The following is a 14,641-nucleotide window of genomic DNA, read 5'->3' on the forward strand; positions in this document are numbered from 1 at the left end:
AAAGGGAGGTCAGGCCATGAGCAAAGTGATATCGTTGCAGGAAGCTGCACAATTGATCCATGACGGAGACATCCTTGGTCTTGGAGGTAATGTGCTGCACCGGGCACCCATGGCATTGGTACGGGAACTGGTACGACAGAACAAAAAGGATTTAAAACTGGTTAAGACTGCCGGGGCAATGGATGTGGATATGCTTTGCTTTGGAGGCTGTGTATCTAGTGTAGATGCAGGATTTATCAGCTATGAAAGTGAGTTTTCCTTGGCCGTACATTATAGAAAAGCAGTAGAGTCTGGGGAAATAATGGGAAATGAACATGCCTGCTATACCGTTATCTCTGCTCTTCGGGCAGCCAGTTATGGTGTTGGGTTTATGCCAGTAAAAGGCCTTGTGGTCAGTGATCTTATAGGGGTAAATGACTACTTCTTGCGGATTCAGAATCCATTTACCAATGAGATGGTTACAGTCGTTAAAGCCATTTGCCCGGATGTGGCAGTCATTCATGTACAAGAAGCAGATGAAGAAGGAAACGCAAGAATCACAGGCCCATTGTTTGAGGATGTCTTATTTTCAAGAGCTGCCAGGAAAGTGATTCTTACGGCTGAGAAGATTGTTCCAGGATCCTTATTTTCAAGTGGAATGAAAAAGGCAGACATTCCCAATTTTCTGGTAGAGGCTGTTGTACGGGCGCCAAGAGGTGCAGCGCCCTGTTCCTGTTTTGGATGCTATGATATTGACAGAAAGGGAATAATTGGATTTAAGGCCCTTAAAGATAGGGAAGCGCTTGGGGGTCATCTGTTGTCTTTGGAATATGGAGATCACAAAGGATATGGAGGCAGTTTATGATGGAAAGCAAGAACAGGGTTTGTGATACCATGGTCTGTGCCATGGCACGCATGATTCGAGATGGTGATAACGTATTTCATGGAGTATCGTCTCACATGCCTATGGTCGCTGTGCTGCTTGCCAAGGCGATGCATGCCCCAAAAGCCGTACATTTAAATATCCCGGGAGGAGTGGATCCCGTCCTTAGAAAACTCCAGAAATACACCAGTGCAGGCCCTGAATTATTAGAAGGCTCAAAATCCTATTTTCCCCTCATGGAAGTTTTTGACTTATCCATGAGAGGCGGCCTTGATGTTGCATTCCTTAGCGGCGTCCAGTTTGACGTCTGGGGCAATGTGAATGCGTCTGTCATAGGAGATTACAAGAAACCAAAAGTCAGGCTACCGGGGGGAGCGGGAAGTGCAGTTTTGATCCCAACAGCAAAGCGGGCTATCATCTGGAGAACAAAGCATGATCAACGTACCTTTGTAAATCAGGTGGATTTTATTACGACCAGAGGGAATGTGGATAAAATTGTTACGCCTCTGTGCATCTTTAAGATGGAAAACGGAGAAATGGTGCTGGATACCATTCATGAGACCTCCAGCTTAGAAGAAGTAAGGGAAAACACCGGATTTCCAATTAAATATTCCAGGATTGCGTACACACCTCTTCCCACCAAGGAAGAACTTTCTGCACTGGGACGCATAGATCCTGGTAATTACAGAAATATAGAATTCTAGGGAGAACTAATAATGGGGCTTTTTAGGGTAAATGCAGTATCAACCAGTTTCTTTGGCAAGGGCTCCATTGAACTTTTGCCAAAAGAGCTTAGAAAAAGGGGATTTAAACGAGGTCTTATTGTTACAGATTCATTTCTGTTTGAAAATGGGGCAGGGGATAAGGTTGGTTCTTATCTTCTAGAAGCAGGAATGGAGTATGCAATCTATTATCTGGTTCAGCCAAATCCAGCAGTGGATGTAGTCAATGAATGCTTAGAGGCAGCAAAAGCTCTGGAAGTAGATCTTTTGGTGGCAGTAGGCGGTGGGTCGGCCATTGATACCGCAAAAGCGGTGAGCATAATGGTGACAAATGGCGGCAGAATTGAGGAATATGAGGGAGTGAATCGGTCCGAAAAGCCTGGACTTCCCATTGTGGCAGTTAATACAACAGCAGGAACCGGGTCAGAGGTGACCTCCTTTTACATCGTAACGAACCCGGATAAGCACTTAAAGATGTGTATGGTGGATCCCAATTGTATGGTGAGCATTGCAATCAATGATATTGACTTTATGATGAGTATGCCAAAAGGGCTGACAGCTTCCACTGGTATGGATGCCATGACTCATGCCATTGAGGCGGCAGTATCAAAAAGGGCGAATCCCATTACGGATAAAGATGCGCTATGGGCAATGGAGGTAATTGGAACATATCTTCCTGAGGCAGTAAGAGACGGCAGAAACGAAACGGCAAGAGAGATGATGGCTTACGCACAATACAGCGCGGGTATGGCATTTTCTAACGCCGGTCTTGGAATGGTTCATGCCATGGCTCATTCCCTGGGTGGACGTTTCAATCTGCCCCATGGAATTTGCAATGCAGTTTTACTGCCCTTTGTCATCGAATTCAATGGAAGTTGTGAAGCGGGCGCCAGGCAGTATCAAAAGGTGGCAAAGGGCCTTGGGATATCTGGAGCAGAAACCATGACAGGAGAAGATGCGGTCAGAGAATCCGTAGCCTTAATCAGACGGTTGTCAAAAGAAATTGGGCTGACAGAATGCTTGAGGAAGCTTTCGGTAGATCCGGATTCTTTTTATGACCTGGCAAAAGGGGCAATGCTTGATGCGTGTATGGAAGACAATCCTGTAAAACCTACGGTAAAAGAAGTAGCTGAGGTATATAAAAAAGCCTATTATGGCGTTTGATCATGAGATGGAGAGGACGTTACAATGAAAAAAATAATGAATGCACCGGAAAACTATGTCAATGAAATGCTGGAAGGAATCTATCTGGCTCACCCAGATTATGTTACCCATGCAGGAGAAAATTTGCGCTGCCTGGTCACCTCAAAGATTGTGGAGGGAAAAGTGGGAATTGCCACAGGCGGCGGATCTGGGCATCTGCCTTTGTTTTTAGGCTATGTGGGTAAAGGAATGCTGGATGGTTGTTCTGTGGGAGATGTGTTCCAGTCACCAAGTGCAGAACAGATGCTTGAAGTAACAAAGAGGATTGATACCGGGGCCGGAGTCCTTTACATATATGGAAATTACAATGGGGATATCTTTAATTTTGAGATGGCCGCAGAGATGGCTGATATGGAAGAGGGAATCAAGGTGGAGCAAGTGGTCGCTGGGGAGGATGTAGCATCTCCGCAGGCAGCACCAGGAGAGAAAAATACGAGAAGAGGAGTTGCCGGTATCTTTTTCGTGTATAAATGTGCCGGTGGGGCAGCAACAGCCGGAAAAGAACTTTCCGAAGTAAAGCGGATTGCAGAAAAGGCAGCTTCTAATGTAAGGACTATGGGAGTAGCCCTTACCCCCTGCACCGTACCAAGAGTAGGATATCCTGGATTCGAGATAGCAGAAGATGAAATGGAAATCGGTATGGGCATTCATGGTGAGCCTGGAATACGACGTGGAAAACTGGAATCAGCTGATGAAATAACCACAGAAATGCTGGAAAAAATTCTAAAGGATATTCCTTATGAGTCAGGAGAGGAAGCAGCCGTTTTAGTCAATGGACTAGGAGCTACACCGCTTGATGAACAGTATATTGTTGCTAGAAGAGTGCATCAGATTCTTAAGGAAAGGGGGATTGAGGTCTACCGTTATTATGTAGGCGAATATGTAACCTCCATTGAGATGGCTGGTTTATCTATCTCTCTTTTGAAACTGGATGAGGAACTGAAAGGTTACTTAGATGCACCTGCGGATACACCATTTTTCAAACAGGGGAATGTATAAAATAATATGCTGTGAACTTCAGCAGATTGGAGTATGATATGAACCAGCAGGAATTGATCGCCATGCTTTACAGAATCAGTAAGATTATGGAAGAAAATCGAAATTACTTAATTGAACTGGACCGAGTGGTGGGGGATAGTGATTTAGGACTTACCATGTCCGACGGTTTTTTAGCGGCTTACAATACGGTATCCGATGGAACTGAACTGGATCTTGGAAAGCTGCTTTACATGGCAGGTAAAACCATGGGAAACAAGGTTCCCTCCACTATGGGCACTTTAATGGCTGCAGGACTTATGCGTGCCGGGAAGACATTAAAAGGTAAAACAGAACTGACTGAGCATGAGGTCTGCCTCATGTTTGAAGCATATGAGGAAGGCGTAGCAGATCTTGGCAAGGCGAAACCAGGAGATAAAACCTTTTTAGATGGATTTCATCCAGGAGTTCAGGCACTAGGAGAGAAGTTGGAGTCAGGCCAAAGTCTTAGAGAAGCATTAAAAGAAGCGGCTTTGAAAGCCAATGAAGGATTTGAGTATACTACGACCATGATCGCAGTTCATGGCAGAGCAGCGACCAGAGGTGAGGCATCCCGTGCTTTAAAGGATCCAGGTGCTGCGGTAGCGGCTTTGATTATGAAAGCAGCAGCGGACTGTTAAAACGAAGTTAATCACCCAATGATAGACTGTTTTTTACTAAGAGTAGAGCACATAAAAAGGTGCTCTGCTCTTTTTGTAACAATAAACGTATAAAATAAATCTTTTACAATGATTTGATTTATTTAGACACAGCTCATAGTATATAGCCTTATTTTTTTGCAAGTTCTAAAAGTTTCCTTGTAGTATTTGCAGTCCTAATTGTAACGTTATTATTGACTGATGAACTAGCTATTTTTGACCATCTAGTTTTATTATAAGTCTTCAAAGAAGCAGACCAAAAAATCACATTGCCATGGCTACCAACCTTTTCATATTCAGGCTTCGCATCGCCAACTGCTGCAAATACTTCGTCTACGCTAGTGGGAGAAATTACGAAAATTGCATTGTCATATATTTCCTTATTATCTGTATTCCACCACCCTGGTGCATTTTTCAATACATTTGATAACTCTTTTGAGGATATAACTGTTACAGGTATACTTATTTTAAATTTATCCTCGATTATAGATTCGCTTTTTCTTATCATTTCACTTTTATCTTGCGTACTACTGGAGAAAATGACATTTCCGCTATTGATATAAGTAATAACATCTAAAAACCCGATTTCTTCAAAAGCCAGTTTCAATTCTGGCATTGATATTTTGTTTTTGCCTCCGATGTTTACACCTCTTAAAAGTGCAATGTACTTTTCCAAATGTGATACCTTCTTTCATATTTAATATTATTAATAGTATATCACATAGGTATAACAATCTGATTTGGTTTTTTGAACACTGCTTCGTTTCTTTACTTCTGAAGGATTATTCACCGTATCAAAGCCCATTCATGAGTAGTAAATTGGGTAGTTCCGTATTTGATAAAGTGTGATAAGTCTAGAATTTATGATGACAACTCGTTTTCATACTATTTTATATTTTAATAATAAATATCATTTAAATAAAAGGCTATGTTTTAAATCAATGTTGAAAATGGATATTTAATAGAAAAATAGGTTGTAATATAGATAGAATAGTGTTTAGGAGGTAGAATTATGCCAAATGTAAAGTCTATATTAAATGATATTGAAAAGTTACCATTACATCAGAAAGAACAGATACTATCAACTTTAGAAGAAATTCTTGTCTTAGGGTCACAAACAAGTCAAGTAGAACAAGAAGTTAAAGAATTTAGATTTTCTAAGGGAAAAGTATGCCCTCTTTGTGGCTCTGAAACTATATCGAGAAACGGAAAGTATAATGGTAAACAAAGATATATCTGCAAATCTTGTAAGAAAACTTTTACGGATTTTACTAATTCTGCGACCTATAAAAGTAACAAAACATTGGATAAGTGGCTTAAATACGCTAAGTGCATGATTAATGGCTACTCTATTAGGAAAAGTGCTAAAATTGTAGAAATTAACATAGCAACAAGTTTCTTTTGGAGACATAAAATTCTCGATTGCATAAGCACATTTTTAGGTAAAGGATACGTTGATGGTGTTGTTGAAGCGGTTGAAGTATTCTTTGCAGAAAGTTTTAAAGGTACAAAACCTTCTAACATGCCAAGACACTCTCGTAAAAGAGGTAAACAAGTTAAGAAAAGGGGTATCTCCAAGGAACAAGTTTACATTGCTACTGCTATTGATAGGCAAGGTAATTTAATTATGGAATTAGCATGTAAAGGTAGAATTACATCTAATGAATTAGAAACATTATATGATGGACATATGGCAAGTGGTTCTATACTTTGTACTGATAGTCATAAAAGTTATATTCAATTTGCAAATGATTTATCATTAGAACATAAACGTATAAAAAGAGGAAAACATAAAGAAGGATTATATCATATTCAACATATCAATGCTTTCCATAGCAATTTAAAGAAATGGATGAATAGGTTTAATGGTATTGCAACAAAATATATAAGTAATTATATTAAGTGGTTCAAATGGCTTCAAATATTTGATACAGATAAAGAGATAATAAAGGCTAAGAACTTTATGGTTCAAAGCAATGTAACCCATTCATATATCAAAATTAAAGATTTGAAAAATAGAGAGCCAATGTATGTATAGCATGTGTGATATTTTGTAAATTATGTTATAATAAATGTTATTAAAAACTATAATCTAATGAACAATGGTAAATTAAAGCGAACTGAAGATTATTTATATAATGTACGCTTTTTGGTATTTAGATTATTAGCAGGTAGTGCATTATTATACACTGGAGATGGAGAAATGAGTAAAATATACATTGTTGGTATTGTTGCAAGTGGTAAGACCACTCTCGCAAAAAAACTATCAAAAGAAATGAACATCCCTCATTATGAACTGGATTGTATTGTTCATGTAAAGACTGAAAATGGAAGTTACAAACGAACTCCAGAAGAACAGGTGCAAGAAATTAAACGCATTGACGAACTTGGTGATTGGATTATTGAGGGGACATTACGCTCATCATGCCATTGTTTACTTGAAATGGCAGATAAAATTATCTTTCTTGACACTCCATTGTGGTTACGGAAATGTAGAATACTAACCCGATTTATTAAACAACAATTACATATTGAACCTTGCCATTATAAGTCAGACTTTAATATGCTGAGACTAATGTACAAATGGACAGATGATTTTGAAAATAACAGAAAGCAATTTGAAGAAATATTGAGTACGTATAAATATAAATTAACAACCATAGCAAGTTCAAATGCAAAACTATAACTAATAAGCATAATGTGAAGTATAAGTTGGTTCACTATCTTCGTATATTGAGCAATAAAGGTGGACAATCCCACCTATAATTTTTATTAGGCTATATTTCAACACTATATTAAAACATAGCCAAATAAAAAAGAATGGATCGTGTAATTTATTTAGTAATATTACGCTTATTTAGGCGTCCCTACCATGGAAAATAACATTCCAGAAATAAAGGGAATGAGCCATATACACCAGACTACAATACTGAATTTATGAAAGTTTTTCTTCCTCTGTTCCTGGTTACTTGCCAGCACTATAGTAGCCCATACTGCATGAAGAAACATAAGCACAATGGCCAGAACGCCAGTGATTCCATGGAAATTAAGACGGAAATTACCTGGAGCTAGAGTTGTCATCAGAGTAGTTCCTATGGTATCAAAGGCAAACCCCAACCAGAATATAATAAGATGCCATTTTTTTAAAACACCCTGTTTCTTTTCAGCCCAGACTCCAATTGTGTAAAAAAGCAGAGCAAGGTTTATTGTAATGATAGCATATGGTAACATAGCCGATTCTCCTTTCAGATTTACCCTTTTTAGGAAGATAATGATAGCTCATTTCAATACAAACAAAAATCTATTTAGATTCAAAATAGGCAAATTTAAGAGTCTCATCGTTTCTATAAATCTTTGATAATCAACCAGTTCTAAGTAGTTTCTTTCATAATTAAAAAAACATACAATTCATTTATAACCATCTTTTAAACTATACGATCATTTAGCAACACCATATGAATATGGTCTTCCCAAACGCCGTTGATGTTCAAATACCGCGGTGACAGGCCTTCGTTTGAAAATCCCAATTTTTCCGTCACTTTGATTGACCTATTATTTCGGGGCATGATGTTTGCTTCAATCCGATGTAAGCCAAAGTCTTTCCATATAACCTGGATTCCCTGTCGCAATGCCTCTGTCATGTAACCCTTGTTTATTTCCTCCTCATCCAGCTTATATCCTAAATAGCAGGACTGAAAGGCACCCTTGATTATATTTGTAAAACCTATGCAACCAATGATTCTTTCCGGATTCTCTTTCTTAGATATCCAAAGCCTTAATGCATTCTTGTTGCATGAATCCCCCATCAATTCCTCTTCCTGGTAGGTTCTTGAATAAAATGCCTTACTTCTAATAGGCTCCCACTCTTTTAAAAATGCCTGATTTCTCACATGGTAATCAAGGACCATATCTGTTAAAGAAATATCAGAAGTACGAAGAATCAGCCGTTCTGTTTCATAAGTAATTTTCATTGAAATTACCTCCACTTCTTAATTTTATGAAATGAATTTAGCGAAAAAACAGTATAGCACAAAGGAAATATGGTCGCAAGAAGTTCCTGTTATCTGTTATTGAGAAAAATGGTAATTTTTAGTACAATAGAGGGAGAACAGGAGTGAGGTAAAATTATGGAAGAAGAGAAAACATATCATACCCATGTATCAGAGGATGGAACGGAGTTTACCCATAGTCACAATGGACATGCCCATACTCATAAGAATACAAAGGTAGTGGAAAATCGTCTTTCTCGTGCCATTGGTCATCTAGAATCAGTAAAGCGAATGGTAAGCGAAGGAAGGGACTGCAGCGAGGTTTTAATTCAGCTTTCCGCAGTCATATCTGCACTTAATAGTACGGGGAAGGTTATTATTAAGGACCATATTGAAAATTGTATCGTGGATGCGGTGGAATCTGGGGACAGAAAGGCTATTGACGATTTAAATCATGCTATTGATCGTTTTATGAAATAAATATCCCCTAGGGAGGCTTGTAGTAGAGGCTTCCTTTCTACTATACTAAATGGAAGAACGATGTATGGAGAGAGGGAGCACATGATGAAAAAAATATTGGCTGTATTATTGGGGACCGGTTTTATGACAGCCTCCTTATATGGCTGTCATAACAGCACTGCAGTGGGAACAGCTCCTAAGGGACAAGCGTCGGATAAGAAAATAATTCGGGTCTCTGAATCGTTTGCCCTTCAGACATTAGACCCCCATCTGGATTATCAGGGTTGGTACACGTCCATCTACGGAGTGACGGAAACTTTGTTTCATATGAATGACCAGTCAACAGTAACCCCTCTACTAGCAGAAAGCGCCAGTGCAAACGGAGCTGTGTGGTCCATACGTCTTAATGAAAAAGCTTTCTTTTCCAACGGGGATCCAGTGACGCCAGATATGGTGATCCGCAATTTAAAAGAAGCTGGGGAAATCAATTTTAGATTCTCTAATTTTACGAAATATACATATGCTGTCGTAGATAAATATACCTTTACCATTGATACTGGAACCATATACCCTATGCTGATAAATGACTTAGCAAGTCCTGAACTAGCCATTGCTGACCTTGACCACAGTGGGGATAAGAAGACTGGACTTGTGGCTACTGGTCCATTTGTGATATCTTCTTTTGAACCAGGTGGCACCATTGAGGTGGCAAGAAACGAACAGTACTGGAATGGAAAGGCTAAGCTTGATGGCGCTGTATTTTATTACATGCCTGAGGCAGGTACCTCTTTCCTGGCCATTCAAAATGGGGAGATTGACACTTATACCAGTGTGACCTCTGATGCAGCAGAGCAGTACCGCAAAGAGCCAGAGACATATACACTGACTACAATTCCAGCCACCAGGTTGCAGTTTTATATATTGAATGAAAATAGAATGAATGCGTCTCTTCGGAAAGCCACCAACTTAACGATAGATTCCAAAGCCATCGGTGCATATCTAAATGGAACGGTATCTGAAACCGTGGGACCTTTTGGCCCGTCGGCTTCTTATGGAAAGGTAACAAAGGCAAAACCAGATGTTAAGGCAGCCAAAGCCCTTTTAGAAGGGGATGGATATACCATAAATTCTGACGGATATTATGAAAAGGACGGCAAGGTATTGTCCATTCATCTTGCTTATTATGCCGCAAGGAGTCTGGACACTCTGGCGGCTCTCATGCAGGAACAATTAAAAGAGGTAGGCATCCATGTTGTCCTGACCTGTGAGGAGGATCCAGATGGCACTTATATCGCCACTGGAGACTTTGACATTGGTTTGTTTTGCATGATTTCAGATAAGGCAGGAGATCCGTATTATTTTATAAACTGCACCCTGGCAGACGGGGCCCCTTATAATTGTGGTGGATTTAAAAATGATCAGGTTCAATTAATGATTAAAGAGTTGGAGACTGAAACCGATACAAATAAACGGGCTCAACTTGCTAATCAGGTGATACAAACCGCTATAGATGAGGATGCCTTTGGCTATGTGGCATTGTTTAATAAGATTACAGTCACTAGAAATGGAGTAAAAGGTGTGGCAGAGAATAATCCTTTTGATTTCTATTTCTTAAGTGCAGATACGGATATGGACTAGGATATGAATATGAAACGATATGTATCAGGTAGACTTTTACAGCTTATTCCAGTCTTATTTGGAGTCACCTTTTTAACCTTTGCCCTTCTTTCCCTAGCACCTGGAGATCCAGTGCAAAAGAAGTTAAGTGCTCAGGGGATCGCAGTAACAAAAGATGTTTTATTAGAGACGAGAAAGGAAATGGGTCTTGACCGTCCATGGACACTTCGCTATGCAAGCTGGCTCTTTGACCTTCTCCATGGGGATCTGGGGGATTCCTATAAAGATGGTACGCCGGTTGCAGGAAGGCTTGTAAAAGCAATGAAGTATACAGGGATTCTGGCTATCAGTGCCTTTCTTTTAGCGCTGGTGATATCCTTACCTCTAGGAATTTATGGTGGAATTAAGAAGGCTGGTTTTTTAGACCGCATGATTCAATTGTTTTGCCTAGCAGGATATGCTGTTCCAGGTTTCCTTTTAGCCGTACTCCTCATATACCTTTTTTGCATCCGCTTAAAGGTCTTTCCAATAATCGCAAAGGGAACTGTTCAGGGGCTTTTTCTACCAACATTAACCCTGGCGCTGCCTCTAGCCAGCCGGCTGACTAGGCAAGTACGGGCCTCTGTGCTGAACCAAATGGAGATGGAATATGTAGATGGGGCAAAGGCCAGGGGAGTGCTAAAGCCATATATCCTGATTTTTCACATCCTTCGGAATGCTATGATTTCCATTCTCACCGTGTTTGGTTTGTCAATTGGAACACTTTTGGGTGGTAGTGTGGTAATTGAAAATATATTTATGTGGCCAGGAATGGGGAAAATGGTAATGGATTCCATAACAGCAAGAGACTATCCAGTGGTTCAGGGATTTGTATTGGTGATGGCAGTGATTTACGTGATCATCAACCTAATTGTAGATATCAGCTATCATCTTTTAGATCCCAGACTGGAGGAGATATAAATGATGAGATATAAGACCATGGAAAACCGGAGTCGAATGAAAAGACAGGTGATATTTTTCTTGTTCCTAGTGTCTCTTTTAGGGCTTGTTAGTCTTTTAGCACCTTATCTGATAACCAATGACCCTTATACCACCAATGCGTTATACCGGAAGGGTCCTCCTAATCTTACTTTCCCTTTTGGGACGGATAAGCTGGGCCGCTGCATCTTTTCCAGAGTTATTATGGGGACAAGGACTTCTGTTTTTTCTGCCCTTATGGTGGTAGCGGTATCGTTGACCACAGGCACTGCCTTTGGTATTATCTCAGGTTATTACGGTGGACTGTTAGACCGAGTGATTATGGGTATTTGTGATATTTTCCTTGCATTTCCTCAGATGGTACTGGCGATTGGAGTGGCTGGACTATTGGGAGGAAATATGACAAATGCCATTCTTGCACTTACACTTACGGGCTGGACCTCTTACGCAAGGCTTTCCAGAGGACTGGTCATGACAATGAAAAAAGAGACCTACATCAGTGCAGCCAGACTAAGCGGGAGTGGTAATATAGAAATAATGTTAGAACACATCTTTCCTGGGATCGCAGGAGAGCTGATTATAAATGCAACCTTACAGATTTCGGCAGTGATGATAGGTTTTGCTGGTTTATCCTATCTGGGCATTGGAGTTTCTGTTCCTGAAGCGGAATGGGGTTCCATGATAAGCGAAGCGATTGGTTATATGCAGCAGGCGCCTTGGGCTGTAATGGCACCGGGAGCCGCCCTTTTTATTACCGTCTTCGTTTTCCAGCTTTTGGGAGATTCTCTCAGGGATTATTTTGGTGTTGGGAGGGGTCGATATGAGTGAATCCGTTTTGTCTGTAAAAGACCTTTCCGTTCAGTACGGAAGCCATAAGGTATTATCAAACCTTTCCTTTGAAGTAAATAAAGGAGAGATTATAGGGATCGTTGGAGAAAGCGGGTGTGGGAAAACCACCCTATTAAAAGCTTTATTTCCCAAAAGAACCACCAATCTTATCATCTCCTCTGGCAGTATCTTATTTGAAGATCAGAATCTGGCAAATGCGGATAAGAAAAAGGCAGAGGAGCTATGCGGTAGAGGAATTGGTATGATTTTTCAAAATCCCAAAGCTTCATTTAATCCCATACGCACATACAAAAGCCAGTATATAGAGACGTTAAAAAGTCATGGCATGTATCATAAAGAAACTTTTGAGTCTCTTGTTCTTAAAACCTTTGAACGTATGAATCTTACAGGTGGAAGGGAACTTTTAGAAAGCTGCCCCTATGAAATGAGTGGCGGCATGAATCAAAGAATTGCAATTGCTCTTTCTATCTTGTTAAAACCTCGGCTTCTTCTTTTAGATGAACCTACCAGTGCACTTGACGTAGCTTCTGGGAAGCTTGTAATGGAAGAACTTCAACGAATCCGGGAACTTACCAATACCTCTATTATTCTGGTGACCCACAACATGGGCCTTCTCTCTGGAGTGGCAGATAAGGTGGGCGTCATAAATCAGGGAAGCTTAGTAGAGTGGGGGACGGTTCATAAGGTGTTTGGATCTCCGGAACACTCTTTTACCAAAACCTTATTAGACGCGGTACCTAAATTAGGCATTCCGGAACGGATAGAGGAAGAGAACATTTCGGATTGTATCCTGAAGCTAGAAGAGGTAAGTAAGGAATACAAAAGAAAGAATAGTCCCTTTTTGGCCCTTGCAAAGGTTGGTATGGAAGTAAAAACAGGAGAGATCCTTGGGGTTGTAGGGGAAAGCGGAAGTGGAAAAAGTACACTTTTAAACATGATTGCGGGGCTTTGTTCTCCAACTGATGGATCGGTGATTTTTAAAAATCGGATCATGGAAAAAAGAAGAAAAAGGGACGATTATTGTAACGTACAAATGGTTTTTCAACATGCAGCAGAATCCTTTAATCCAAGGCATCACATTCGCAAAGCCATGGATAAAACTTTAAAAAACCTTTGTGATTTAAAAAGCAGAGCAGAAAGAAATGAAAGAATCAATGAACTCATGAAGCGGGTTGACTTAAGCCCAGATCTTGCGGATCGGTATCCATGGGAGTTAAGCGGAGGCCAGTGTCAAAGAGCCGCCATTGCCAGAGCCATATCCATAAGCCCGAAACTGCTCTTGTGCGACGAAATCACAAGTGCCCTTGACGTATCGGTGCAAAAAGAAATCATAGATCTATTAAAAAAGCTAGTGAAAGAAACAGGAATGTCCGTTATTTTCGTTTCCCATGACCTTTTACTGGTAAGCAGCTTTTGCGATACCATCATGGTGCTTTGGAATGGGGAATGTGTGGAGGCTGCAGCGACAAGAGACATCATAAAGAATCCAAGTCAGGATTACACAAAAAAATTGCTGAAGACGGCAAGAATAGATGGGAGCTTATACATTGGAACAGATTGAAGAACGGGTAAAACGATATTGGACCTTGCGGTCTCATGATTTTTCTTCCGTGCGAAGGAGAGAATTAGAAGAAGAAGTCAGTAAACGCTGGCTGACTGAAATTAGGAAGTATTTGCCAGATAATAAGCCTTTAAAGATTCTTGATGTAGGAACTGGTGCAGGATTTTTTGCGGTGCTGTTATCCATGGAAGGTCATAAGGTATGGGGCGTTGATATTACACCAGCCATGATAGAAGAAGCCAAACGCTTATCTAAGGATCTAAGTCTGACCATAAGTTTTGAAGTGATGGATGCCCAAAATCTGGTATTTCCAGATGAGGCTTTTGATGTGGTAATATCTAGGAATCTGACATGGACCTTGCCAGAGCCTGAAAAAGCATATAAGGAATGGATAAGAGTTCTTAAAAAGGGCGGAATCCTTTTAAATTTTGATGCAGATTACGGTCAGGATGTTTTAAACAGTGAACCAGAACAAGAGGAAGACTGGGTTGGATCCGGTTGTCATATCGGGATGACAAAGGAGCTCCTTCTAGAGTCGAATCAGATTACAAAGTCCATGGAAATCAGTCAGAACAAAAGGCCTAATTGGGATCTTAATGTATTACAGTCTATGGTCAATTGCAAAATAAGCTGTGACCAGGAGGCTGGTGCTAGAATTTTAAGAGAGAATAATGGGGAGAAAACCCCTACCTTTCTCATCGCAGTAGAAAAAGCGGGGGGATGAGATT

General features: G+C 40.3%; 16 protein-coding genes. 13 read left to right on the forward strand and 3 right to left on the reverse strand.

Features of this window, described 5'->3' with window-relative positions; all coding sequences use genetic code 11:
• The first annotated feature begins 16 nt into the window (after positions 1–16).
• Genes BET01_RS05225 through BET01_RS05245 form a run of 5 tightly spaced genes read left to right on the forward strand, consistent with a single transcriptional unit; the run spans position 17 to position 4,442 of the window.
• Positions 17–844, forward strand: a complete 828-nt coding sequence (locus BET01_RS05225) for a CoA transferase subunit A (RefSeq protein WP_120195713.1) — start codon at positions 17–19, stop codon at positions 842–844.
• The gene (locus tag BET01_RS05230) at positions 841–1,566 is read left to right on the forward strand and encodes a CoA-transferase subunit beta (protein ID WP_120195714.1); all 726 of its coding nucleotides are present in this window, start codon (positions 841–843) and stop codon (positions 1,564–1,566) included. The genes BET01_RS05225 and BET01_RS05230 overlap by 4 nt, the downstream gene beginning before the upstream one ends.
• 12 nt (positions 1,567–1,578) lie before the next feature.
• Entirely contained in the window at positions 1,579–2,748 is a 1,170-nt protein-coding gene (locus BET01_RS05235; protein ID WP_120195715.1) for an iron-containing alcohol dehydrogenase, read from the forward strand.
• Between the two features lie 24 nt (positions 2,749–2,772).
• Positions 2,773–3,786, forward strand: coding sequence for a dihydroxyacetone kinase subunit DhaK (locus BET01_RS05240; RefSeq protein WP_120195716.1), 1,014 nt, complete (start codon positions 2,773–2,775; stop codon positions 3,784–3,786).
• 38 nt (positions 3,787–3,824) lie between these two features.
• On the forward strand, positions 3,825–4,442 hold the full coding sequence (locus BET01_RS05245) for a dihydroxyacetone kinase family protein (protein WP_120195717.1): 618 nt from the start codon (positions 3,825–3,827) through the stop codon (positions 4,440–4,442).
• Positions 4,443–4,590: 148 nt separating this feature from the next.
• Here BET01_RS05245 and BET01_RS05250 read toward each other — a convergent pair whose 3' ends face one another.
• The gene (locus BET01_RS05250; RefSeq protein WP_120195718.1) at positions 4,591–5,136 is read right to left on the reverse strand and encodes a DUF1697 domain-containing protein; all 546 of its coding nucleotides are present in this window, start codon (positions 5,134–5,136) and stop codon (positions 4,591–4,593) included.
• A gap of 336 nt (positions 5,137–5,472) precedes the next feature.
• On the opposite strand from BET01_RS05250, the gene BET01_RS05255 reads away from it, so the two are divergent.
• Both BET01_RS05255 and BET01_RS05260 read left to right on the forward strand, forming a co-directional pair.
• On the forward strand, positions 5,473–6,498 hold the full coding sequence (locus tag BET01_RS05255) for an IS1595 family transposase (RefSeq protein ID WP_120195719.1): 1,026 nt from the start codon (positions 5,473–5,475) through the stop codon (positions 6,496–6,498).
• 165 nt (positions 6,499–6,663) lie between these two features.
• Positions 6,664–7,146 (forward strand): P-loop NTPase family protein, encoded by a 483-nt coding sequence (locus BET01_RS05260; protein ID WP_120195720.1) that lies wholly within the window; start codon positions 6,664–6,666, stop codon positions 7,144–7,146.
• A 167-nt stretch (positions 7,147–7,313) separates the two neighbouring features.
• On the opposite strand, the gene BET01_RS05265 is transcribed toward BET01_RS05260, so the two are convergent.
• The gene (locus BET01_RS05265) at positions 7,314–7,691 is read right to left on the reverse strand and encodes an HsmA family protein (RefSeq protein WP_120195721.1); all 378 of its coding nucleotides are present in this window, start codon (positions 7,689–7,691) and stop codon (positions 7,314–7,316) included.
• Between the two features lie 194 nt (positions 7,692–7,885).
• Complete coding sequence (locus BET01_RS05270) at positions 7,886–8,431, reverse strand: GNAT family N-acetyltransferase (RefSeq protein WP_120195722.1); 546 nt, start codon at positions 8,429–8,431, stop codon at positions 7,886–7,888.
• 156 nt (positions 8,432–8,587) lie between these two features.
• Here BET01_RS05270 and BET01_RS05275 point away from each other — a divergent pair, with 156 nt between their 5' ends.
• The 6 genes from BET01_RS05275 to BET01_RS05300 all read left to right on the forward strand — a co-directional run bounded on the left by BET01_RS05275 (position 8,588) and on the right by BET01_RS05300 (position 14,637).
• Positions 8,588–8,929: a metal-sensing transcriptional repressor gene (locus BET01_RS05275; RefSeq protein ID WP_120195723.1), complete on the forward strand. Its 342-nt coding sequence runs from the start codon at positions 8,588–8,590 to the stop codon at positions 8,927–8,929.
• Between the two features lie 81 nt (positions 8,930–9,010).
• Positions 9,011–10,546: an ABC transporter substrate-binding protein gene (locus BET01_RS05280; RefSeq protein WP_158584986.1), complete on the forward strand. Its 1,536-nt coding sequence runs from the start codon at positions 9,011–9,013 to the stop codon at positions 10,544–10,546.
• A 9-nt stretch (positions 10,547–10,555) separates the two neighbouring features.
• Entirely contained in the window at positions 10,556–11,485 is a 930-nt protein-coding gene (nikB, locus tag BET01_RS05285; RefSeq protein WP_120195725.1) for a nickel ABC transporter permease, read from the forward strand.
• Positions 11,486–12,331, forward strand: coding sequence for an ABC transporter permease (locus BET01_RS05290; RefSeq protein WP_243117125.1), 846 nt, complete (start codon positions 11,486–11,488; stop codon positions 12,329–12,331).
• Positions 12,324–13,913: an ABC transporter ATP-binding protein gene (locus BET01_RS05295; protein ID WP_120195726.1), complete on the forward strand. Its 1,590-nt coding sequence runs from the start codon at positions 12,324–12,326 to the stop codon at positions 13,911–13,913. The genes BET01_RS05290 and BET01_RS05295 overlap by 8 nt, the downstream gene beginning before the upstream one ends.
• On the forward strand, positions 13,900–14,637 hold the full coding sequence (locus BET01_RS05300) for a class I SAM-dependent methyltransferase (protein ID WP_158584987.1): 738 nt from the start codon (positions 13,900–13,902) through the stop codon (positions 14,635–14,637). The genes BET01_RS05295 and BET01_RS05300 overlap by 14 nt, the downstream gene beginning before the upstream one ends.
• Positions 14,638–14,641 lie beyond the last annotated feature (4 nt).

Origin of the sequence: Lacrimispora algidixylanolytica (assembly GCF_003609635.1) — a bacterium.
Taxonomy (GTDB): Bacteria; Bacillota; Clostridia; order Lachnospirales; family Lachnospiraceae; genus Lacrimispora; species Lacrimispora algidixylanolytica.

What these genes read in the sequence shown, in the direction of transcription:
- BET01_RS05275 (WP_120195723.1), top strand. Translation starts at nt 8,588, where the DNA reads ATGGAAGAAGAGAAAACATATCATACCCATGTATCAGAGGATGGAACG.
- BET01_RS05260 (WP_120195720.1), top strand. Translation starts at nt 6,664, where the DNA reads ATGAGTAAAATATACATTGTTGGTATTGTTGCAAGTGGTAAGACCACT.
- BET01_RS05255 (WP_120195719.1), top strand. Translation starts at nt 5,473, where the DNA reads ATGCCAAATGTAAAGTCTATATTAAATGATATTGAAAAGTTACCATTA.
- BET01_RS05295 (WP_120195726.1), top strand. Translation starts at nt 12,324, where the DNA reads ATGAGTGAATCCGTTTTGTCTGTAAAAGACCTTTCCGTTCAGTACGGA.
- BET01_RS05230 (WP_120195714.1), top strand. Translation starts at nt 841, where the DNA reads ATGATGGAAAGCAAGAACAGGGTTTGTGATACCATGGTCTGTGCCATG.
- BET01_RS05235 (WP_120195715.1), top strand. Translation starts at nt 1,579, where the DNA reads ATGGGGCTTTTTAGGGTAAATGCAGTATCAACCAGTTTCTTTGGCAAG.
- BET01_RS05240 (WP_120195716.1), top strand. Translation starts at nt 2,773, where the DNA reads ATGAAAAAAATAATGAATGCACCGGAAAACTATGTCAATGAAATGCTG.
- BET01_RS05280 (WP_158584986.1), top strand. Translation starts at nt 9,011, where the DNA reads ATGATGAAAAAAATATTGGCTGTATTATTGGGGACCGGTTTTATGACA.
- nikB (WP_120195725.1), top strand. Translation starts at nt 10,556, where the DNA reads ATGAAACGATATGTATCAGGTAGACTTTTACAGCTTATTCCAGTCTTA.
- BET01_RS05245 (WP_120195717.1), top strand. Translation starts at nt 3,825, where the DNA reads ATGAACCAGCAGGAATTGATCGCCATGCTTTACAGAATCAGTAAGATT.
- BET01_RS05225 (WP_120195713.1), top strand. Translation starts at nt 17, where the DNA reads ATGAGCAAAGTGATATCGTTGCAGGAAGCTGCACAATTGATCCATGAC.
- BET01_RS05290 (WP_243117125.1), top strand. Translation starts at nt 11,486, where the DNA reads ATGATGAGATATAAGACCATGGAAAACCGGAGTCGAATGAAAAGACAG.
- BET01_RS05265 (WP_120195721.1), bottom strand. Translation starts at nt 7,691, where the DNA reads ATGTTACCATATGCTATCATTACAATAAACCTTGCTCTGCTTTTTTAC.
- BET01_RS05270 (WP_120195722.1), bottom strand. Translation starts at nt 8,431, where the DNA reads ATGAAAATTACTTATGAAACAGAACGGCTGATTCTTCGTACTTCTGAT.